This is a genomic window from Streptomyces sp. NPDC039609 (assembly GCF_055596705.1).
On sequence record NZ_JBVIUJ010000019.1, the window covers coordinates 25,199 to 45,995 of the forward strand.

The 20,797-nt window shown below is 70.5% G+C and carries 19 protein-coding genes; 9 read left to right on the top strand and 10 right to left on the bottom strand.

Translation table 11 applies throughout. The features are described from left to right. Positions 1 to 10 precede the first annotated feature (10 nt). Both glmU and ACZ561_RS37030 read left to right on the top strand, forming a co-directional pair. Positions 11 to 1,456: a bifunctional UDP-N-acetylglucosamine diphosphorylase/glucosamine-1-phosphate N-acetyltransferase GlmU gene (glmU, locus tag ACZ561_RS37025; protein WP_471004011.1), complete on the top strand. Its 1,446-nt coding sequence runs from the start codon at positions 11 to 13 to the stop codon at positions 1,454 to 1,456. A 121-nt stretch (positions 1,457 to 1,577) separates the two neighbouring features. Continuing rightward, positions 1,578 to 2,552 (top strand): ribose-phosphate diphosphokinase, encoded by a 975-nt coding sequence (locus tag ACZ561_RS37030; protein WP_471004013.1) that lies wholly within the window; start codon positions 1,578 to 1,580, stop codon positions 2,550 to 2,552. A gap of 111 nt (positions 2,553 to 2,663) precedes the next feature. Here the strand turns inward: ACZ561_RS37030 and ACZ561_RS37035 are convergent, their stop codons facing one another. Together ACZ561_RS37035 and ACZ561_RS37040 are read right to left on the bottom strand one after the other, a co-directional pair. After that, the gene (locus ACZ561_RS37035; RefSeq protein ID WP_471004015.1) at positions 2,664 to 3,533 is read right to left on the bottom strand and encodes a serine hydrolase; all 870 of its coding nucleotides are present in this window, start codon (positions 3,531 to 3,533) and stop codon (positions 2,664 to 2,666) included. Further along, on the bottom strand, positions 3,530 to 4,489 hold the full coding sequence (locus tag ACZ561_RS37040) for a LysR family transcriptional regulator (protein WP_471004017.1): 960 nt from the start codon (positions 4,487 to 4,489) through the stop codon (positions 3,530 to 3,532). The genes ACZ561_RS37035 and ACZ561_RS37040 overlap by 4 nt, the downstream gene beginning before the upstream one ends. Positions 4,490 to 4,783: 294 nt before the next feature. Here ACZ561_RS37040 and ACZ561_RS37045 point away from each other — a divergent pair, with 294 nt between their 5' ends. The 4 genes from ACZ561_RS37045 to ACZ561_RS37060 all read left to right on the top strand — a co-directional run bounded on the left by ACZ561_RS37045 (position 4,784) and on the right by ACZ561_RS37060 (position 7,459). Beyond that, positions 4,784 to 5,386 carry a 50S ribosomal protein L25/general stress protein Ctc gene (locus tag ACZ561_RS37045; RefSeq protein WP_471004019.1) on the top strand — a complete coding sequence of 201 codons (603 nt, stop codon included), beginning with the start codon at positions 4,784 to 4,786 and terminating at the stop codon, positions 5,384 to 5,386. A gap of 102 nt (positions 5,387 to 5,488) precedes the next feature. Then, positions 5,489 to 6,085, top strand: a complete 597-nt coding sequence (gene pth, locus ACZ561_RS37050) for an aminoacyl-tRNA hydrolase (protein ID WP_471004021.1) — start codon at positions 5,489 to 5,491, stop codon at positions 6,083 to 6,085. A gap of 69 nt (positions 6,086 to 6,154) precedes the next feature. Beyond that, positions 6,155 to 6,598, top strand: coding sequence for a hypothetical protein (locus tag ACZ561_RS37055; protein ID WP_471004023.1), 444 nt, complete (start codon positions 6,155 to 6,157; stop codon positions 6,596 to 6,598). A gap of 126 nt (positions 6,599 to 6,724) precedes the next feature. Continuing rightward, positions 6,725 to 7,459, top strand: coding sequence for an LPXTG cell wall anchor domain-containing protein (locus ACZ561_RS37060; RefSeq protein WP_471004025.1), 735 nt, complete (start codon positions 6,725 to 6,727; stop codon positions 7,457 to 7,459). 69 nt (positions 7,460 to 7,528) lie between these two features. On the opposite strand, the gene ppc is transcribed toward ACZ561_RS37060, so the two are convergent. Next, positions 7,529 to 10,258 (bottom strand): phosphoenolpyruvate carboxylase, encoded by a 2,730-nt coding sequence (gene ppc / locus ACZ561_RS37065; protein WP_471004027.1) that lies wholly within the window; start codon positions 10,256 to 10,258, stop codon positions 7,529 to 7,531. Positions 10,259 to 10,507: 249 nt separating this feature from the next. Here ppc and ACZ561_RS37070 point away from each other — a divergent pair, with 249 nt between their 5' ends. Together ACZ561_RS37070 and ACZ561_RS37075 are read left to right on the top strand one after the other, a co-directional pair. Next, entirely contained in the window at positions 10,508 to 11,476 is a 969-nt protein-coding gene (locus ACZ561_RS37070; protein ID WP_471004029.1) for an acyl-CoA desaturase, read from the top strand. Further along, positions 11,473 to 12,150, top strand: a complete 678-nt coding sequence (locus tag ACZ561_RS37075) for a TetR/AcrR family transcriptional regulator (protein ID WP_471004031.1) — start codon at positions 11,473 to 11,475, stop codon at positions 12,148 to 12,150. Before ACZ561_RS37070 ends, ACZ561_RS37075 begins: the two co-directional genes overlap by 4 nt. 90 nt (positions 12,151 to 12,240) lie before the next feature. Here the strand turns inward: ACZ561_RS37075 and ACZ561_RS37080 are convergent, their stop codons facing one another. Next, positions 12,241 to 13,083: a trans-aconitate 2-methyltransferase gene (locus tag ACZ561_RS37080; RefSeq protein ID WP_471004033.1), complete on the bottom strand. Its 843-nt coding sequence runs from the start codon at positions 13,081 to 13,083 to the stop codon at positions 12,241 to 12,243. Between the two features lie 131 nt (positions 13,084 to 13,214). On the opposite strand from ACZ561_RS37080, the gene ACZ561_RS37085 reads away from it, so the two are divergent. Then, positions 13,215 to 13,712: a MarR family winged helix-turn-helix transcriptional regulator gene (locus tag ACZ561_RS37085; protein WP_355114470.1), complete on the top strand. Its 498-nt coding sequence runs from the start codon at positions 13,215 to 13,217 to the stop codon at positions 13,710 to 13,712. Here the strand turns inward: ACZ561_RS37085 and ACZ561_RS37090 are convergent. The 6 genes from ACZ561_RS37090 to ACZ561_RS37115 all read right to left on the bottom strand — a co-directional run bounded on the left by ACZ561_RS37090 (position 13,671) and on the right by ACZ561_RS37115 (position 20,781). Continuing rightward, positions 13,671 to 14,459, bottom strand: a complete 789-nt coding sequence (locus ACZ561_RS37090; RefSeq protein ID WP_376435393.1) for a LuxR C-terminal-related transcriptional regulator — start codon at positions 14,457 to 14,459, stop codon at positions 13,671 to 13,673. The two genes, ACZ561_RS37085 and ACZ561_RS37090, sit on opposite strands and share 42 nt — an antisense overlap. Before the next feature lie 292 nt (positions 14,460 to 14,751). Next, positions 14,752 to 15,891 (bottom strand): galactokinase, encoded by a 1,140-nt coding sequence (galK, locus tag ACZ561_RS37095; protein WP_471004036.1) that lies wholly within the window; start codon positions 15,889 to 15,891, stop codon positions 14,752 to 14,754. After that, the gene (gene galE, locus ACZ561_RS37100) at positions 15,888 to 16,868 is read right to left on the bottom strand and encodes a UDP-glucose 4-epimerase GalE (protein WP_471004038.1); all 981 of its coding nucleotides are present in this window, start codon (positions 16,866 to 16,868) and stop codon (positions 15,888 to 15,890) included. Before galE ends, galK begins: the two co-directional genes overlap by 4 nt. Further along, positions 16,865 to 17,908, bottom strand: coding sequence for a galactose-1-phosphate uridylyltransferase (gene galT / locus ACZ561_RS37105; protein ID WP_471004040.1), 1,044 nt, complete (start codon positions 17,906 to 17,908; stop codon positions 16,865 to 16,867). The genes galE and galT overlap by 4 nt, the downstream gene beginning before the upstream one ends. A gap of 121 nt (positions 17,909 to 18,029) precedes the next feature. Beyond that, positions 18,030 to 18,719 (bottom strand): helix-turn-helix transcriptional regulator, encoded by a 690-nt coding sequence (locus tag ACZ561_RS37110; protein WP_329119632.1) that lies wholly within the window; start codon positions 18,717 to 18,719, stop codon positions 18,030 to 18,032. A gap of 268 nt (positions 18,720 to 18,987) precedes the next feature. After that, positions 18,988 to 20,781 carry an outer membrane protein assembly factor BamB family protein gene (locus ACZ561_RS37115; protein ID WP_471004042.1) on the bottom strand — a complete coding sequence of 598 codons (1,794 nt, stop codon included), beginning with the start codon at positions 20,779 to 20,781 and terminating at the stop codon, positions 18,988 to 18,990. Between the last annotated feature and the right edge of the window lie 16 nt (positions 20,782 to 20,797).

A 20,797-nucleotide genomic window follows, 5' to 3' on the forward strand; every position in this document is an offset into this window, starting at 1 on the left:
GGGCATTCCCGTGAGCGCCAACCGCCCGGCCGCCGTCGTCGTCCTCGCAGCGGGTGAGGGCACCCGCATGAAGTCGAAGACCCCCAAGGTCCTGCACGAAATCGCCGGACGTTCCCTCGTCGGACACGTCGTCTCCGCCGCGCGGGAGCTGGAGCCCGAGCACCTCGTCGTGGTCGTCGGGCACGCCCGTGAGCAGGTCACCGCGCATCTCGACGCGCACTACGCCGGGACTCGTACCGCCGTGCAGTACGAGCAGAACGGCACCGGTCACGCCGTCCGCATGGGTCTCGAGGAGCTGGGTCAGGCCCCCGAGGGGACCGTCGTCGTCGTGTGCGGCGACACTCCGCTGCTGTCCGGGGAGACCCTGAAGGCGCTCGCCGGCACCCACGCCGCCGACGGCAATGCCGTCACCGTGCTGACCGCCGAGGTGCCGGACTCCACCGGCTACGGGCGCATCGTCCGGGACGCCTCGGGTGCCGTCACCGCGATCGTCGAGCACAAGGACGCCTCCGAGGAGCAGCGCGCGATCAAGGAGATCAACTCCGGCGTGTTCGCCTTCGACGGCCGGCTGCTCGCCGACGCTCTGGGCAAGGTCCGGACGGACAACAGCCAGGGTGAGGAGTACCTCACGGATGTGCTGTCCATCCTGCGTGAGGCGGGCCACCGGGTCGGCGCTTCGGTGGCCGGTGATCACCGCGAGATTCTCGGTATCAACAACCGGGTGCAGCTCGCCGAGGCCCGTGCCCTGCTGAACGCGCGTCTGCTGGAGCGGGCGATGACGGCCGGTGTCACGGTGGTCGACCCGTCTTCGGTGCTGGTCGACGTGATGGTGACGTTCGAGCCGGACTCCGTCATCCACCCCGGTACGCAGCTGCTCGGTGCGACGCACATCGGCGAGGACGCCGAGGTCGGCCCGAACTCGCGTCTGAAGGACACGACGGTCGGCAAGGGCGCTCGGGTGGACAACACCGTCGCCGATTCCGCCGTGATCGGCGAGAGCGCCTCCGTGGGCCCGTACGCGTATCTCCGTCCGGGGACGAACCTGGGCGTGAGGGCCAAGGCGGGTACGTATGTGGAGATGAAGAACGCGAAGATCGGTGAGGGCACGAAGGTCCCCCATCTGTCGTACGTGGGTGACGCGACGATCGGTGAGTACACGAACATCGGCGCGGCGAGCGTCTTTGTGAACTACGACGGTGAGGCGAAGCACCACACGACGGTGGGGTCGCACTGCAAGACGGGTTCGGACAACATGTTTGTGGCTCCTGTCACCATCGGGGACGGTGCCTACACCGCTGCGGGGTCGGTGATCACGAAGGATGTGCCGTCCGGTGCGCTGGCCGTGGCCCGGGGCCAGCAGCGGAATATCGAGGGTTGGGTGGCTCGGAAGCGGCCCGGCAGTGCTGCCGCGCAGGCCGCTCAGGCGGTCCCGGAGGAGTCCGCCGGCGAAAGCTGACCGGAAACGGGTACGTCGAACTCGGCGTACCGTGATACGTGCACATAAATTCGGCTGGCTCGCACACGCGCACGGGAGCGCGGGGGTCGCGGCCAGAAGACACGTCTGAGGAGACAGTGCTGTGACCGGGATCAAGACGACCGGCGAGAAGAAGCTGATGCTCTTCTCCGGCCGCGCCCACCCCGAGCTGGCCGAGGAGGTCGCACACCAGCTGGGTGTCGGTCTCGTGCCGACCAAGGCTTTCGACTTCGCGAACGGTGAGATCTACGTCCGTTTCCAGGAGTCGGCTCGTGGCGCGGACTGCTTCCTGATCCAGAGCCACACGGCTCCGATCAATAAGTGGATCATGGAGCAGTTGATCATGATCGATGCTCTGAAGCGGGCTTCCGCTCGGAGCATCACCGTGATCATCCCGTCGTACGGCTATGCCCGTCAGGACAAGAAGCACCGCGGTCGTGAGCCGATTTCGGCGCGTCTGGTCGCGGATCTGCTGAAGACGGCGGGTGCGGACCGCATTCTCACGGTCGATCTGCACACGGACCAGATTCAGGGCTTCTTCGACGGTCCGGTGGACCACCTGTCGGCTCTTCCGGTCCTGGCGGACTACGTGGGCAACAAGGTGGACCGGTCGAAGCTGACGATCGTCTCCCCGGACGCGGGCCGTGTGCGTGTGGCCGACCGCTGGTGCGACCGTCTGGACGCGCCGCTGGCGATCGTGCACAAGCGTCGTGACAAGGACGTCGCCAACCAGGTGACGGTCCACGAGGTCGTCGGTGACGTGAAGGGCCGGGTCTGTGTCCTGGTCGACGACATGGTGGACACGGGTGGCACGATCTGTGCCGCTGCCGATGCGCTGTTCGCGCACGGCGCGGAGGACGTCATCGTGACGGCGACGCACGGCATCCTGTCGGGGCCGGCCGCGGACCGTCTGAAGAACTCGAAGGTGAGCGAGTTCGTGTTCACGGACACGCTGCCGGTGCCGAGTTCGCTGGAGCTCGACAAGATCACGGTTCTGTCGATCGCTCCGACGATCGCGCGTGCCGTGCGCGAGGTGTTCGAGGACGGTTCGGTGACGAGCCTCTTCGAGGAGCACTGAGCGGTCCCCAGGAGTCTCTGAGCAAGGCCCGCTTCCCTTTCGGGAGGCGGGCCTTCCTCATGCCCTCGGCGTCCTGCCCTCGGCGTCCTGCCTTCAGCGTCCTGCCCTCGGTCATGTCCTCAGCGCGTCCACCGCGATGCGTGCGGCCTTGCCGATGGCCGCGTCCGCCGCCGGGAGGGTGACCGTGGTCGTGGCGGCCCGGGTGAAGACGGCGATGGCGTAGCGGCCGCCGTCGGGGTATTCGACGACTCCGGCTTCGTGGCGCAGGGTCGGCAGGGAGCCGGTCTTGCCGCTGACGCGGACGTCGTCGAAGGGGAATCCGGCGGCGAGGCGGTGGCTCCAGGTCTGGAGTCCGAGGATGGTGCGGAGTTCGTGCGCGTACGCGCCTGTGCAGAGTTCGTCGCGCCAGATGGCGGCGAGGAGGGCGGCGATCTCTCGGGCTGTGGAGCGGTTGGTGCGGGTGGGGTCGAGGGCGCGGAGGCGGGTGACGACGGTGGGGTCGGTGAGGGCGGCGGGTGTGCCGTCGGCGTCCTCGCGGAGGGTGGCGTAGAGCTCGCGCATGGTGTGGACGGCGATGGTGCGGGTGAGGCCGAGGTCGGCCATGGTGCGGTTGACGGTGTCGAGGCCGATGGTGTCGATGAGGAGGTCGGCAGCGGTGTTGTCGCTGACGGCGACGGCGAGGCCGGCGAGGTCGCGTAGGGAGAGGCGGGCGGCGTCGCGCATGGTGGCGAGGCCGGTGGCGCCGGGTGAGCGGCCTTCGGCGGGGATGTCGACGGGGTGGCGCAGGTCGATGTGGCCGTGGGCTGCTTGTCGGTAGAGGGCGGCGATGACGCACAGCTTGTGGACGCTGGCGGTGGGGGTTTCGAGGTCGGCGCCGATGGTGATGGTGGTGCCGGTGTCGATGTCGGTGGCGTGGAGCTGTCCGGTGACGCCCGCGTCGGTGAAGGCCGAGGTGATGCGTGTACGGGTTGCGGCGGTCACAGGGGGAACTCCGATGCGGGGCGGGGGAAGAGCACTCTCGAGGATGCGCCGGTGGGGGTGTCGGTGATCATGCCCGCGTGGTCGCGGAGGGTTTCGTGGGCGGTGGCGGCGAAGAGGCGTACGGCGGGTCCGTCGCGGCCTTGGGGCCAGGCCGTGGAGGTGCGCCAGGTGACGGGGTTGTCGCGTAGGGGGCGCCAGATGGTGCCGGGTTCGGCCGGGGAGCGGGGTTGGAGGGCGACGGCGCCTCCGGAGAGGACGAGTCCACGGGTGAAGTCGGGTGCTGCGGCTTCGTGGACGGTGGCGGGGGTGCAGCCGTGTCGGGCGCAGGCTGTGAGGGTTTCGTCGTGGAGTGCGGGGGCTTCGGCGCGGGGGAAGAGGACGAGGTCGCGGCCGGTGAGGGCGGCTGCGGGGATGTCGGGGTGGGTGGCGAGGGGGTCGGTGTCGGGGAGGAGGACGCCGAGGGGCTGGTGGAGGAGGGGGCCGAAGGCGAGGCCGGGGGCGGGGCAGGGGTGGCGGACGACGCCGACGTCGAGGGTGCCGGCGGTGAGTTCGGCGGTCTGCTGGGTGCTGGTGAGTTCACGGAGGTCGAGGTCGCCGCCCGGGGAGCGGTCGCGGTAGGTGATGAGGAGGGCTCCGACGGCTGCGGCGCCGAGGCGGGGTGGGACGGCGGCGCGGAGGGTGCCGGCCTGGCCGTTGCGGACGCGGGCGACGGCGGCGGTGAGCCGGTCGGCGGCGGTGAGGAGGTGTTCGGCTTCGGTGAGGACGAGGCGGCCGGCGGGGGTGAGGGTGGTGCCGCGGCTGGTGCGGTCGAGGAGGCGGACGCCGAGTTCGTGTTCGAGGCGTCGGATGCGTTGGGAGAGGGAGGGCTGGGCCATGTGCAGGCGTTCGGCGGCGCGTCCGAAGTGTTGTTCCTCGGCGACGGTCCGGAAGTACCGCAGGTGCAGCAGCAGGTCCATGGGCGGCAAGGATAGGCAGTCGGCCGTGGCTGTCCCGGCGATCGGGGTCCGGCGATCCGGGAGGGCCCGGGAGGGGATCCGGGAGGACCCGGCAGGCGATCCGGCAGGGGATCCGGGAGGGGTCCTGGTGATCCAATTGGGTGGGGCGGCGCGTGGCGAGTAGACTGCCGTAGTTGCTCGGCGAGGGAGGCCGTACCGGTGAGGTGCGGCGGTCCGTTATCGACGCGCTCTTCGTAGCAGGCCAGTCGTGGCCGGGTAGCCACACTGTTCTGTTTCTGCTTACGAGGAGTGCATATGTCCGAGGTGAAGATCTCCGCCGAGGTTCGTTCCGAGTTCGGCAAGGGTGCGGCCCGTTCGATCCGTCGCGAGAACAAGGTTCCCGGCGTCGTCTACGGTCACGGCACCGAGCCGGTCCACGTGACGCTTCCGGGCCACGAGCTGCTGCTCGCCCTGCGTACCCCGAACGTTCTGCTGGCCCTGGACATCGACGGCAAGAACGAGCTGGCGATCCCGAAGGCCGTCCAGCGTGACGCGATCAAGGGTTACCTGGTCCACGTCGACCTGATCCTCGTCAAGCGTGGCGAGAAGGTCACCGTCGAGATCCCGGTTCAGGCCGAGGGCGAGCTCGCCGCCGGTGGCAACCTGCTGGAGCACGTGCTGAACACGCTCTCCGTCGAGGCCGAGGCCACCCACATCCCCGAGGCCGTCACGGTCTCCGTGGAGGGCCTGGAGGCCGGTGCCTCCATCCTCGCCAAGGACATCACGCTCCCGAACGGTGTGACCCTGTCCACCGACGCCGACGCTGTCGTCCTGCAGGTCCTGGCCGCGCAGGCCGAGGAGCCGGCTGCCGAGGCCGCCGAGGGCGAGGCCGCCGAGGCCGAGGGCGCCGAGGCCTGAGCCGTAGGCTCTGTCTGACGCGGACGGGGTGGTGGGCTGCGGCCCGCCACCCCGTTCCCCTGTTCCCCGCCCAGTAGTACGCAGACGAGGAGACGTCCCACGATGACGGACGACGCGAACGCCCCCTGGCTGATCGTCGGTCTCGGCAATCCGGGTCCCGAGTACGCCGCGAACCGCCACAATGTGGGCTTCATGGTCGTGGATCTGCTCGCTGACCGTATCGGCGGGAAGTTCAAGCGGGCGCAGAAGGCGCAGGCGCAGGTGGTCGAGGGCCGGATGGGTCCTCCCGGGCCGGCCAACCGTCGGGTGATCCTCGCGAAGCCGATGTCGTACATGAATCTCTCGGGCGGTCCGGTGACGGCGCTGCGGGACTTCTACAAGGTGCCGACGGCGCACGTGGTGGCGATCCATGACGAGCTGGACATCGACTACGGGGTGCTGCGGCTGAAGATCGGCGGTGGCGACAACGGCCACAACGGTCTGAAGTCGATGACGAAGGCGATGAGCGCCGAGTATCACCGGGTGCGGTTCGGGATCGGTCGTCCGCCGGGTCGGATGCAGGTCGCGGATTTCGTTCTGAAGGACTTCTCGTCGACGGAGCGCAAGGAGCTGGACTACTTCGTGGACCGGGCGGCGGATTCCGTCGAGTGCCTGGTGGCGGAGGGTCTGGAGCGCGCGCAGTCCGCGTACAACTCCTGATCGGGGCGGCGGCCCGTGTGCAGCTCCTGATCGACGCGCCGGAACAGTACGACTGTACGATCGCGGGTCATGACGCACGCCCGTAACGCCGCCATGGCCCTGGTCGCCCTGCTGCTCCTTGTCGCGGGAGCGTGGTCGTCCTGGGGTTCGGCGCAGCACATCCTGCTTTCCAAGGGCCGTGAGCACGGCACGTTGACGGTGACCGGCTGCAACGAGGAGACGTGCAGCGGCCGTTATGTCCCGGACGGTTCGCCTTCGCCGCACAACACTCTGACGATCGACCGCTCGGTGGCCGTGGACAAGGGCCAGACGGTGCCGGTGGTAGTGAAGCCGGACACGACGGAGGCCGTACGGACGGGGTGGGGCGGCGGGCTGCATGCCTGGCTGCCGTTGGGCGGGGCGCTGCTGCTCGCGGCGCCGCTCGTCGGGGGCGGGCTGCGGCTGACGCGGACGGCGTGGTCGCTGGCGGGTGCGGGCGCCCTGCTGCTGGTTGGAACGTTCTTCGCGTTGTGACCCATAACGGGAGGGGCTGGCGGGATTGTTATCAAGCCATGGGTTAAGGATGACTTAAAGGGACGGTTAGGCTGCCCTCGCTGCCCCCCACGGCATCCCTCTCATCTCCCAGATGGACGACTGCACATGCGACGATCCCTCATTCCCGCCGGCGCGCTGGTCGCGGCCCTGGCGGGCTCCCTCGTGCTGGCTCCGGTGGCTTCGGCCAGCGACAGCCCGCAGGTCCTTCCCCTGCACCAGGCGAAGGACCTTCCGTTGACCGCCGACGAGTTCGGCACGCAGGAGAAGACCTGCGCGGACATCCCGGCCACCAAGGACGGCTGGCACTTCGTGCTGCCGGGCAGCGGCAAGGGCGAAAACGCCGTCTTCACCAAGCTGACGGTGGAGTTCCAGCCGGGCGGGGTTCAGACCATCACGGTCTTCGGCCCGCCCTCCGACAAGCACGCCTACGTGAGCTCCGAGCCGGGCGCCAAGCTGATCTCGGCAACGGCCGAGGTCAAGGGCAAGTTCAAGAAGGAGTGGTTCAACCTGTCCCACACCTGCCCGTCCAGCACCGACGCGACGCCGACGGGCACCCCGTCGACCTCGACCTCCCCGTCCGGTACGCCGTCCGGCACCCCGTCGGAGACCCCGAGCGAGTCGGCCACGTCCGGCACCCCGGGCACCTCCGCCACGCCGTCCGCCACGGACTCCGCTTCCGCCGGGGCGACGCCGTCCGCCTCGACGAGCGCCGGCGCCGGTGGCGACCTTGCCGAGACCGGCTCCAGCGCGCCCGTCGGCATCATGGCCGCTGCCGCCGTCGCCCTCGCGGGTGCCGGTGCGTTCATGGTGACGCGTCGCCGCAAGGCCCAGCAGCACTGATCCACCGGTACAGCGAAGTGCCCCCGCCGGAAGGGTTTCCGGCGGGGGCACTGTCGTACGCGGTGCAGGTCAGCCGGTGTTGCGGAGGCCGGCCGCGACACCGTTCACCGTGAGCAGGAGGGCTCGGGCGAGCAGCGGGTCCGGGTCCTCGCCGCGCTCGGCCGCGGCGCGCTGACGGGCCAGCAGGGCGACCTGGAGGTAGGAGATCGGGTCCAGGTAGGCGTCGCGGATGGCGAAGGTCTGCTGGAGCACCGGGTTGGAGTCGAGCAGCTTCCGGCCGCCCGTCACCTTCAGGACCTCGGCGACGGTGAGTGCGTGCTCCGCCTCGATGGTGGCGAAGACGTGCTTGAGCTCGTCGGGGACGAGGGTGTCGACGTAGTGGCGGGCGATCCGCAGGTCGGTCTTCGCGAGCGTCATCTCGACGTTGGAGAGGAAGTTGCGGAAGAAGTGCCAGCGCTCGTGCATCTCGCCGAGGACCGCTTCGAGGCCGGCTTCGCGGAGGGCCTTGAGGCCGGAGCCGACGCCGAACCAGCCGGGGACGATCTGGCGGGACTGGGTCCAGCCGAACACCCACGGGATGGCGCGGAGTCCGTCGAGGGAGACGCCGGAGCCGGGGCGGCGAGAGGGTCGTGAGCCCAGGTGTAGGTCGGCGAGCTGGTCGACGGGGGTGGAGGCGAGGAAGTACGCAGGCAGGCCGGGGTCCTCGACGAGCTTGCGGTACGCGGTGTGGGCGGCCTCGGAGACGGTGTCCATGGCCGCGTCCCAGCGGGCCAGGGACTCGTCGGACTGGCGCGGCGCGGTGTGCAGGGCGGAGGCCTGCAGCGTGGCGGCGACGGTCAGTTCGAGGTTCTCGCGGGCCAGGGACGGGATGAGGTACTTGTCGGAGATGACCTCACCCTGCTCGGTCACCTTGATCTCGCCCTCCAGGGTGCCCCAGGGCTGGGCGAGGATCGCGTCGTGCGAGGGGCCGCCGCCTCGGCCGACGGTGCCGCCGCGCCCGTGGAACAGCCTCAGCCGAACCCCGTATCGGTGGGCGACGTCCCTCAGCCTCCGCTGGGCCCGGTGGATCTCCCACTGCGAGGTGGTGATGCCGCCGAACTTGGAGGAGTCGGAGTAGCCGAGCATGACCTCCTGCACGTCGCCGCGGAGCGAGACGAGGCGGCGGTAGGAGGGGTCGGCGAGCATCCCGTCGAGGATGACGTCGGCGGCCTTCAGCTCGTCGGTGGTCTCCAGGAGCGGCACGATGCCGATCTTGGCCCAGCCGGCGTGCAGGTCGATCAGTCCGGCCTCGCGGGCGAGGACGGCGGCGGCGAAGACGTCGTCGGCGCCCTGGCACATCGAGATGATGTACGACTCGATCACCTCGGGGCCGAAGCGCTCGAAGGCCTCCTTGACGGTGTGGAAGACACCGAGGGTCTTCTCGCCCGCGGCGTCCAGCGGGGCCGGGGTGGGCGCGAGCGGGCGGCGGGAGCGCAGCTCCTTGGCGAGCAGCTTCTGCCGGTAGTCGCGGGGCATGTCGGCGTACCGCCAGGACTCCTCGCCGAGCCGGTCGAAGAGCTGGCCGAGTGCGTGGTGGTGGGCGTCGGCGTGCTCACGGACGTCCATGGTGGCGAGCTGGAGGCCGAAGGCGGACAGGGTGCGGATGGTGCGGTCCATCCGGCCGTCGGCGAACAGGGCGCCGCGGTGCTCGCGCAGCGAGGTCTGGATCAGGGCGAGGTCGTGGACCAGCTCGGCGGTGCCGAGGTAGTCGCGGCCGTCCTGGTGCGGGGTTCCCTGGGCGAGACGCTCTCGGGTGTTGAGGAGCTTCTGGCGGATGCAGGTGGCCTTGAGCCGGTACGGCTCCTCCGCGTTGAGGCGCTTGTAGCGGGGGCTGATCTCGGGCAACCGCTCCAGGTCGGCCTGGAGGGAGGTGAGCAGTTCTTCCGTCGCGCCCGCGTACCGGATGGAGTTGGAGAGGAATCCGCGCAGCTCGTCGATCATCTCGAGCGCGTCGGTGATGCCGTGCTCGTGCTGGAGGATCAGCACGTCCCGGGTGACGGCGGGGGTGACGTTGGGATTGCCGTCGCGGTCGCCGCCGATCCAGGTGCCGAAGGTCAGCGGGCGGGTCCCGGCCGGCAGATCGATGCCGACGCGCTCGAGCTCGGCGGCGAGGTCCTCCAGGACGTCGCCGACGGCGCCGGCGTGCAGCTCGTCGAGGTAGTAGATGGCGTTGCGGGCTTCGTCGGCGGGCTCGGGGCGGACGACCCGGAGCTCGTCGGTCTGCCAGATGAGGTCGATGTTCTCGGCGAGCCGCAGGTCGTGGCGGCGCCGGTCGGCCTCGATGACCGGGGTCTCCAGGAGGGCGGCGATCCGGCGCAGCTTGTTGAGGACCGAGCGGCGGGCGGCCTCGGTGGGGTGCGCGGTGAAGACGGGCCGTACGTTGAGGTTCCGTACCGTCTCGCGGACGTGCTGGGGGTCGCCGTCCTTGAGCATGTCGGCGGTGCGGGCGAGCAGTCCGCCCTCGGCGGCGCGCTTCTCGCGCATCTCGCGGCCGCGGTGGACCTGCTCGGTGACGTTCGCCAGGTGGAAGTACGTGGAGAAGGCGCGCACCAGCTTGGCGGCGGTCTCCAGGTCGGTCTCGCCGAGCAGCTCGGCGGCTGCCTCGCCGTTCTCACGGGTAAGGCTGCGGACCTTCTCGACGAGGTCGAGAAGGTCGTGTCCTTCCTGGCGGACGAGGGTCTCGCCCAGCAGATCGCCCAGTCGGCGGATGTCGGATCGCAGCTCGGCGCTGGCGGTGGGGGTCTGGTCGGCACTGCTCACAGGTGCGGCTCCTTGCAGTGTTTGAGCACGTCTGGAGGGGTACTGGAGGCTTGCGGACCGCGCTGTCCGACGCACACAGGATAGGTGTCCATTCCCTGGACTCCGCCCTAGCCCCTCTTGCGCCCTCTTGCCGCGCGCCACCGCGCTGCCATACTTACGTCGCCGTAGGTTACGGAGGCGTAGCCACGCGCTCTTTTTGTCCCGTTCCGCTCACTTTCATCCTCATCCCTTCATCCCCAGGGGACACCCATGACCACAAGCCCCGAGATGCTCGAAACCGAACAGGCCCTGCCCCCCGCCACGCTCGGCGGGGACAAGAAGCGATCGATCGAGCAGATCACGCTGCTGCTGTTCATCACGGTGCCCTTCATCGCCCTGGTCGCGGCCGTGCCGCTGGCCTGGAGCTGGGGCGGCGTGTCCTGGCTCGATCTGGGCCTGCTGGTCGCGATGTACTACATCGGCTGCCACGGCATCACGATCGGCTTCCACCGTTACTTCACCCATGGCTCCTTCAAGGCCAAGCGGCCGCTGCGGATCGCGCTCGCGATCATGGGCTCGCTGGCGGTGGAGGGCCCGCTGGTGCGCTGGGTGGCGGACCACCGCAAGCACCACAAGTTCTCCGACGCGGAGGGCGACCCGCACTCGCCGTGGCGCTTCGGCGAGACGGTGCCGGCCCTGATGAAGGGGCTGTGGTGGGCGCACATCGGCTGGATGTTCGACGAGGAGCGCACGCCGCAGGCGAAGTACGCGCCCGATCTGATCAAGGACCCGGCGATCCGGCGGATCTCCCGTGACTTCATCTTCTGGACGGCGCTGTCCCTGGCGATCCCCCCGGTGGTCGGCGGTCTGGTGACGATGTCCTGGTGGGGCGCGTTCACCGCGTTCTTCTGGGGTTCGCTGGTCCGGGTCGCGCTGCTGCACCATGTGACGTGGTCGATCAACTCGATCTGTCACGCGGTCGGCAAGCGCCCCTTCAAGTCCCGGGACCGTTCGGGCAACGTGTGGTGGCTGGCGGTGCTGTCCTGCGGCGAGTCCTGGCACAACCTGCACCACGCGGACCCGACCTCGGCGCGGCACGGGGTGCTGCGGGGCCAGGTCGACTCCAGCGCGCGGCTGATCCGCTGGTTCGAGCAGCTGGGCTGGGCGTACGACGTGCGCTGGCCGAACGCCTCCCGGATCGAAGCCCGACGCCGGGGCGAGCCCGTCGACGCGGCATGATGGAGAACGTGGCGATCGACGGCAGTACCAGCAGCAGCGAGAACAAGCCCCGGCGTGGCCGCCGGGTGAGGATGACGGGCGCGGAGCGCCGCGAGCAGCTGCTGGACATCGGTCGGACGCTCTTCGCCGCGAAGGGGTTCGAGGGCACGTCGGTGGAGGAGATCGCGGCGAAGGCCGGGGTGTCCAAGCCGGTGGTGTACGAGCACTTCGGCGGCAAGGAGGGGCTGTACGCGGTCGTGGTCGACCGGGAGATGCGCCAGCTGCTGGACATGGTGACCGGGGCGCTGACCGCGGGCCACCCTCGGGAGCTTCTGGAGCAGGCGGCCTTCGCACTGCTGGACTACATCGAGCGGTACACGGACGGTTTCCGGATCCTGGTCCGCGATTCGCCGGTGGCGCAGTCGACCGGCACGTTCGCCTCGCTGATCAGCGACATCGCCACGCAGGTCGAGGACATCCTGGGTCTGGAGTTCAAGGCCCGTGGCTTCGACCCGAAGCTGGCCCCGCTGTACGCGCAGGCGCTGGTGGGCAGTGTGGCGCTGACGGGCCAGTGGTGGCTGGACGTCCGCAAGCCGAAGAAGGCGGAGGTCGCGGCGCATCTGGTGAATCTGGCGTGGCACGGCCTGGACGGTCTCGAGCAGAAGCCGCGGTTGATAGGGCATCGCAAGAGCTGACCTGCCGGTTCGGCGGTTCACGGGCGCCCCGCACCTCGTCCAGGTGCGGGGCGCCCGGGTGTAACCGGGGCTTGGTCGACCGCGGCTCCGTCATCGCGGCTTCGTCGCTACGGCGAAGATGCGGCGGAAGGGGAAGACCGTGCCGTGCGGCCCCGGGGGGTATGCCTCGCGCAGCAGGTCGCGGTATTGGGCGAGGAAGGCGTCGGTCGCCTCCTGGTCGCCTTCCAGTGCGGTCAGTACGGGGCGCAGGGCGGTGCCCTTGACCCAGTCGAGGACGGGGTCCTCGCCGAGCAGGAGTTGTGAGTAGGTGGTCTCCCAGGTGTCGGTCTCGCAGCCGAGGTCGGCAAGGCGGTTCAGATAGTCGGCCGCGTCGAGGACATGCACGAATCGCCGCCCCTCGCCATGGAGGCGGTCGCGCCATTGCGGGGCGTCGCAGAGTTCGCCGAGCAGGGCGTGGCTCGGCGAGGTGAAGTTGCCGGGGACCTGGAAGGCGAGCGTTCCGCCCGGCTTGAGGCCGTCGATCCAGGGAGCGAAGGACTCGGGGTGGTTGGGGACCCACTGGAGGGCGGCGTTGGAGACGATCAGGTCGTAGGGCTCTTCGGGAGTCCAGTGGGCGGCGTCGGCGCGCCGGAAGTCCAGCCAGCCGCCGCCGGACGTGGTGCCGGCCCAGTCCTTCTCGGCCTGTTCCAGCATGTCCGGTGAGAGGTCGAAGCCGGTGATGTGGGCGTCCGGCCAGCGGTCGGCGAGCAGGACGGTCACATTGCCGGGGCCGCAGCCGAGGTCGGCGATCCGAGCGGGACGGTCACCTGTGGGGAGGTGTGGTATTCGGGCGAGCAGGTCGAGGAAGGGTCGGGCGCGGTGGCCGGAGTGCCGGAGGTACTGCTGCGGGTCCCATGTCGGTGCGGTGGACGCCGAGGATGGTGCGGAATGCATGTTCGAGCCCCCTTGCTGGAACGAGTTGCCGAAGCGGAACAGGGTTCCGGCCCGGTCCTTCCCCATAGTCCAGCGGAATATATCTTGACGTCAAGAGACTTTATGTCAACAGACCCTCTACACTGATCGACATGGAGGACGAGGTCGACCGGCTGGTCGCTGCATGGCGCCGTGAGCGCCCGGACCTCGACGTGGAACCGCTCGAGGTGTTGAGCCGCGTCTCACGGCTCGCCCGCCACCTCGACCGCGCCCGTCGGCTCGCATTCTCCGAGCATCAGCTGGAGCCCTGGGAGTTCGACGTCCTCACGTCGCTGCGCCGCGCCGGCGCCCCGTACCAGCTCTCCCCCGGCCAGCTCCTCACCCAGACACTGGTCACCTCGGGCACCATGACCAACCGCATCGACAGGCTCACCAAGAAGGGTCTGGTCGAGCGGCTGCCCGACCCCAGCGACCGGCGTGGGGTCCTGGTCCGTCTGACCCCTGAGGGCCGCGACCGGGCCGACCAGGCGCTCGCCGGGCTGCTCGCCCAGGAGCGGGCCATCCTGGCCCAGCTCTCCCGCACCCAGCGGGGCGAACTGGCGGGGCTGCTACGCCAGCTGACCGCCCCGTTCGACAACATCCCCGGCTAGCGGATGCCCGCCCAGCTCGGCGGGGCCGACACCGGCCCGGCGCGCCAGGGCGACCGCGGCCAGCGTGGAGTGCACGCCCAGTTTTCCGAGCACGTTCTGCATGTGCGTACGGACGGTGTGCGGGGAGAGGAAGAGCCGCTCGGCCACGGCCTTGCGCCCCAGGCCCGCCACCATGCAGCGCAGCACCTCCACCTCGCGCGGGGTCAGCGACTCGACCAGCTGTTCGCTCTCGGTCCGGTGCTTCCGGGCCGCCGTCAGCTCCCGTAGAACACCGGTGAGAAGGGCGGGCGGCAGATGCGTCTCGTCGCGCAGGACACCGCGGATCACGGCGAGCAGCCGCTGCAGCGAGCAGTCCTTGGCGACCCATCCCGAGGCCCCGGCCTGCAGCGCGAGGGCGGCCCGGTGGGCATCGTCCTTCTCCGCGAGCACGACCGTACGGACGGCCGGCTGGGCCGAACGGACCCCGGCGACGAGCGAGATGCCGTCGACGACGCCCTCGCCGTTGTCCGGTACGACCCGGGCCACCGCGACCGAAGCCGCCGGCCCGGCGACCGCGCCGAGGTCGGCGTCGATCAGCATCACGTCGTACCGGCGCCCTTCGGCGACCGCGCGGTCCAGACAGCGCAGGGCGGCGGGGCCGCTGCCCGCGGCGGACACGTCGACGTCCGGCTCCGCCGCGAGCGCGGCCGCCAGAGACTCGGCGAAGATGCGGTGGTCGTCCACCACCAGGACCCGGATGCGACCCACGGACACCCCCAAGTGTCGAGGAACGGACCGGCGCGGGTACGGCGCCGGGGACGGGGGTCCGTCGACCGCACGGCCGCCGCCGTGCAGTGACTGTTACCCCGTCCCGAACGCCGTACCCGACTGGTCTCGCCCCCTGATCAGCACCGGCCCCCACCGGCGCTGTGCATCAGAGTACGGGCGGGGCGCCGCCACGGAAGCCGATTCGCAGAAGTGGCCGAACACCTCGGTACAGCTGCGACGCATGTGTCCGATCGCGACAGAAGTCGACAATTGAGGGGCTCTTTCCGGGCATTCAGAGCCGTCGCGCACCCTCCGACGGCACCGCGGGGAAGATCCTCGGGGTGGTGAACCCGGCCTCGGCGAAAGCCTTCTCCACCGCCGCGGCCACCTGGTCAGCCGCCCGCTCCTCCACCAGGACGACCGCCGAGCCGCCGAAGCCGCCGCCCGTCATCCGCGCCCCGAGCGCCCCGGCCGCGTTCGCCGCCTCGACCGCCAGGTCCAACTCGGGGCAGGAGACCCGCAGATCGTCCCGGAGCGAGGCATGGCCCTCCGTGAGGACCGGGCCGACCGCCCGCGCGTCCCCGGCGTCGAGGAGGGCTATGGTGCGCTCGACCCGGTGATTGTCCGAGACGACGTGCCGGACATAGCGGCGAACCGATTCGTCACTCAAACGCGCGAGAGCATCGGGCAGTTGCACGTACGGAACTTCGCGCAGCGCGCGCACACCGAGCGCCCGCGCACCGGCCTCGCACCCGGCGCGTCGCTCCGCGTACGCGCCGTCCCCGAGCGCGTGCTTCACCCGGGTGTCCACGACGAGCAGCCGCAGCCCGCGCGCGGCGAGGTCGAAGGGCACCTGGCGGTACGAGAGGTCGCGGGTGTCGAGGAAGAGCGCATGGCCGTCGTCCGCGCACGCGGACGCCATCTGGTCCATCACCCCGCAGGGGACGCCGACGAAGGCGTTCTCCGCGCGCTGGGCGAGAACGGCGAGTTCGGGACGGCTCAGACCGAGCCCGAACAGATCGTTCAGGGCGAGCGCGGTGACGACCTCCAGGGCGGCGGAGGAGGAGAGCCCCGCGCCGGTCGGGACGGTCGAGGCGAGATGGATGTCCGCCCCGGTGACCGGGTGGCCCGCCTCGCGCAGAGCCCAGACGACTCCGGCGGGGTACGCGGCCCAGCCCGCGCCGGAGAGGGGTTCGAGGGCGTCGGCATCGAGCTGGACGACCCCGCCCTCGACATCCGCGGAGTGCACCCGCAGCACCCCGTCGTCACGCCGGGACACGGCGGCCACGGCCGCGTGCGGCAGGGCCAGCGGCATCACGAAGCCCTCGTTGAAGTCGGTGTACTCACCGATCAGGTTGACGCGCCCGGGGGCGGCCCAGACGCCCTCCGGCGCCGCCCCGTACAGCGCTTCGAACTCGCCCGCCACGCTCATCCGCGTCCCCGCTCCCGCTCTCTCGCGAACGCCCACGCGTCGCGCACGATGTCCGCCAGGTCCGGGCGGGACGGAATCCAGCCGAGCCGCTCGCGCGCGGACTCCGCCGAGGCGACGAGCACCGCCGGGTCACCGGGCCGGCGCGCGGCCGTCACCTCGGGAACCGCGTGCCCGGTCACCTTGCGCACCGTCTCGACGACCTCGCGCACGGAGAAGCCGTTGCCGTTGCCGAGGTTGCAGATCAGATGCTCGCCGGGCGCCATGGCGCCGAGCGCGAGCAGATGGGCCTCGGCGAGGTCGGCGACATGGATGTAGTCGCGCACGCAGGTGCCGTCGGGGGTCGGGTAGTCGTCGCCGTAGACGCGGATCGCCTCCCGACGGCCGAGGGCGACCTCCAGGACGAGCGGAATCAGGTGCGACTCGGGGTCGTGGCGCTCGCCGCAGTCGCCGTACGCGCCCGCCACGTTGAAGTAGCGCAGCGAGACCGCGGCGAGGCCGTGGGCGGCGCACTCGCCGCCGATCATGTGGTCCACGGCCAGCTTGGAGGCGCCGTAGGGGCTCGTCGGAGCGGTCGCCGCGGACTCGGTGATCGGGACGGACTCCGGCTCGCCGTAGGTGGCGGCCGTGGAGGAGAAGACCAGCTTGCGCACGCCCGCCGCGCGCATGGCGGCCAGCAGAGCCATCGTCCCGCCGACGTTGTTCTCCCAGTACTTCTCCGGCTTGGCGACGGACTCGCCGACCTGGGAGAAGGCGGCGAAGTGCAGGACGCCGTCGTAGGAGCCGTCGAGCCACCTCGCGGCGTCCTGGACGCGGCCCTCGACGAACTCCGCGCCGGCCGGGACGCCTTCGGCGAAGCCGGTGGAGAGGTCGTCGAGGACGGTGACCTCGTGGCCCGCCTCCAGCAGATGGCGGGCGACCGTGCTCCCCACGTATCCCGCGCCGCCCGTCACCAGGTATTTGGATGTCGCAGCCTTCATGTGGTCGCCACCTCTCGGAGTCGCTCGGCCGCCGCCTCCGGCGGCACGTCGTTCATGAACGCGCCCATGCCGGACTCGGTGCCCGCGAGGAACTTCAGCCTTCCGGGCGCCCGCCGGACGGTGAAAAGCTCCAGGTGCAGCCCGAACTCCTCCCGGTCCGCGCCGGCGAACGGCGCCTGGTGCCAGGCGGCGATGTACGGCGTGGGCGGCTCGTCCGGACCGAAGATCCGGTCGAAGCGTCTCAACAGTTCCAGATAGATCTGTGCGAAGTCTGTGCGCGCCGCGTCGTCGAGGGCCCGGAGATCGGGCACCCGGCGTGTCGGGTGGAGGTGGATCTCGTACGGCCAGTGCGCGGCGTACGGCACGAAGGCGATCCAGTGCTCGCTCTCCAGGACGACGCGGGCGCCGTCGGCGCGCTCGCGGGCGACGAGGTCGTCGAAGAGGTTGCGTCCGGTACGGGCCCGGTGCTCGGCTGCGTTGCGCAGCTGGAGGGCGGTACGGGGGGTGGTGAACGGGAACGCGTAGATCTGGCCGTGGGGGTGGCCGAGGGTGACGCCGATCTCGGCGCCCCGGTTCTCGAAGCAGTAGACCTGCTCGACGCCGGGCCGCTCGGCGAGCTCGGCGGTCCGGTCGGTCCAGGCGTCGAGGACGAGCGCGGCGCGCTCGGGGGTGAGGTCGGCGAAGGACGCGTCGTGGTCGGCCGTGAAGCAGACGACCTCGCACCGCCCGGCGTCCCCGGCGAGGGAGGGGAAGCGGTTCTCGAAGACGGCGACCTCGTAGTCCGCGGCCGGGATCTCGCTCTGCCGCCCGTCGACGGAGGGACAGAGCGGGCACTCGTCGGCGGGCGGGTGGTAGGTCCGCGTCTGCCGGTGCGAGGCGATGACGACGTTGTCCCCGAGGAGCGCGTCGTACCGGATCTCGGACCGGGAGGAGACGGGATCGAGGGGCCGCGCGTCGACACCGTCGCGAACGGCGTCGCCCCGCGCGTCGTAGTAGATGAGCTCGCGCCCGTCGGCGAGCGTGGTGACGGTCTTCTTCACAAGGTGTCCTCAGAAGGGAACCAAACAGAACCACGCACAAGGAACCACAACCAAACATCGACAGTCAACGCTCAGGGCGCTTTGTGCACGTTGGTTCCTACGGACGCGGCCCGCGCGGCCCCTAGGGGTGCTCCCTCCGCGCGCCCGGTACGGGTGCGTGGTCCAGCAACCCCGTCCGCGCGGCGAGCGCAGCCGCCTCCAGGCGGGAGCCGACGCCCAGTTTCATCAGGACCCGCTGGACATGCGTCCGTGCCGTGCTCGGGGCGATGCCCATGCCCGCGGCGATCAGGCGGGTGTCCTCCCCCTCCGCCACCCGGACCAGGACCTCGACCTCCCTCGGCGTCAGCATTCCGAGCAGCCGCTGTCCCTCGTCGTCCGGCTGGACCGCCGGGTTGAGCAGCTCGGCGAAGGCCCCCTGGAGGAGCTGCGGCGCCACCGCCGTCTCCCCCGCCCGCGCCTTGATCAGCGCCCGCTCGACGCCCTCGATGCGCTCGTCGTGTCGTACGTACCCCGACGCGCCGGCCGCGAAGGCGGCCGCGATCCCGCGCGGCGAGGGCACCGGGCCGAGCACGACCACGGCCACCTGCGGCCGCTCGCGCTTGATCCGCACGATCGGGTCGAAGACGCCCGGCTCGGCCGGGGCGGCCGTGCCGAGCAGACACACCTCCGGCGCCCGGCTCACCACCAGCTCCGCGGCGCCCGCCACCGGGGCGGCCGCCGCGAGCACCCGGTGCCCGCGCAATTTCAATGCCGAGGCGAGCGCCTCGGCGAGCAGTCGGTGGTCGTCGACCACCATGAGCCGCACGCCCATCGAGCAACCCCTTATCCCCCCTGGTGCCGTCCCCCGGCCCCAGCACTCCGATGACCCGGCAAACTACACGCTCCTGGGGGCATACGTTCCCGAACTCCGACGGAATGCCACCCACGGGCCGAAATCGCCTCGCTCGGACACCTCCTGGCGGAACATCAGACGCTGTCCCATGGCCGGATCGGACCGGCCGGATCGCCCGGGGCGGACATACGGACGGCCCGGCGCATCGACAGGTCGACGCGCCGGGCCGTCCCGGTCACCGGCGGGGTCAGTTCGTGCTGAACCCCAGCGCCAGGTACTCCTTGAGGTCCGTGGAGGACGACTCACGCGGCTTGCTGACCATCAGCGCGGAGATGAACATCCGGCCGTTCCCGTAGAGGATCTCGGAGTAGTCCTCGCTGAAGGTGTCCTCCGCGTCGCGCACCGACTTGTCCGACGGGTTCTCCATGAGGACCGTCGCCTTCATCGTGCCGCCGTCGATCGAGACGACCTGTCCGCCCTTGTCGTACGGCGGAACCTTGTACGCGATGAGGTTGCCGCCGTCCATCCGCAGCGGCACCAGCGTGTACCGGTCCCCGGCGTCCGCCTTGTCGGCGGTCGTCTTCCCGTTGGCCAGGTCGAACGAGACGATCTCGTTGGTCTCGTCGCCGTACTCCCCGGTGGAGCCCTCGTGCTCCTCGGTCGGCAGGTAGAGCCGGTTGTTGCCGACGAGCACCTTGGAGCACGACTCGACCTTGGTCGAACGGCAGCGGGCCGCGAACCGGTCCGCGTTCGCCGCGATCTTGGCCTTCAGCTTGCCGGTCTTCTCGTCGATCGAGAAGAAGTCCGAGATGCCGCTGCCGTCACCGGCGGTGTCGCCGACGTCGGCCGCGACGACCAGCGGCTTGGTCGAGACGACCGACGCGTACTTCACGCCCGCGGGCATCTTGTACTGCGAGATCGGCCGGCCCGTCATCGGGTCGAGGTTCTGGATCATGACGTACCCGGCGTCGTACGACCCGCACTTGCGCGCGGCGACGATGCCCTCGCCGCCGCCGTACCCCATGTCGTAGCAGCTGTTGCCGTCGACAGACGGCTTCCACCGCGGGTTGCCGTTGGCCAGGTCGAAGGCGGCGCCGCCGTCCGTGCCGCCGGCCGCGACGGTCGTGCCGCTCAGCGTGACCTCGCTGAACCGCGCCTTCTGGTCGCCGGCCGAACCGCCGGTGACCGACGTCGACCACACCAGCTTGCCGGTGGCCAGGTCGACCACGCCGACCTCGGTGCACGGCTGGTAGAACTTCGGCGCGACACGCTTGGCCGCCTCGAAGAGGATCGGGACCTTGTGGTCGGCCGTGACATGGCGCGAGGAGCCGCAGACCTGGCCCGCCAGGGGCAGCGTCCACAGCGGAGTGCCCTTGTCGAGGTCGTAGGCGACGATCGAGTTGACGCCCGTCTTCACGAACGCCTTGTCCGTGATCCAGGAGCCGGTCACGTCCGTGAGGTCCGTGACCTTCGGCTTCGGCAGCTGGAAGGACAGCTTGGACTGGGTGTTGGCGGGCACCTTCTCCTTGCCGTTGCCGCCGAGCCCGTTGCCCTTGTCCCCGCCCTGGCCCTGGGTCGAGCCGGATCCACCCTTGGCGTTGGGGTTCTCCTCACCGCCACCGGAGTTGGCGTACCAGATGCCGCCGCCGACGATCAGGGCGACGGCGACCACCGCGGCGATCACGATCTGCATCTGCGTGGACAGCTTCTTGCCGCCGCCGGCCGGCACGGGCGCCTGCGGGTACTGCGGCTGGGTGGGGTAGCCGTACCCCTGCGGCCCGGGAGGTGCCCCCATCGGCTGCGTCGGCGGCTGCGGATACCCGTACTGCGGTTGCGTCGGCGGCTGCGGGTATCCGTACTGCGGCTGCGTGGGCGGCTGCTGGGGATACCCGTAACCGGGCTGCTCCGGCGGCGGCGTCGGCGCGCCGAACCCGCCGGGCGGGGGGTCCTGGGGCGCGCCGAAGCCCCCCTGGGGCGGGCCGGGCGGCTGGTTCGGCGGGGGGCCCGGCGGCTGGTTCGGCGGGGGCGGTGGCTGGGTCATGGCGTGAGTACCTCTG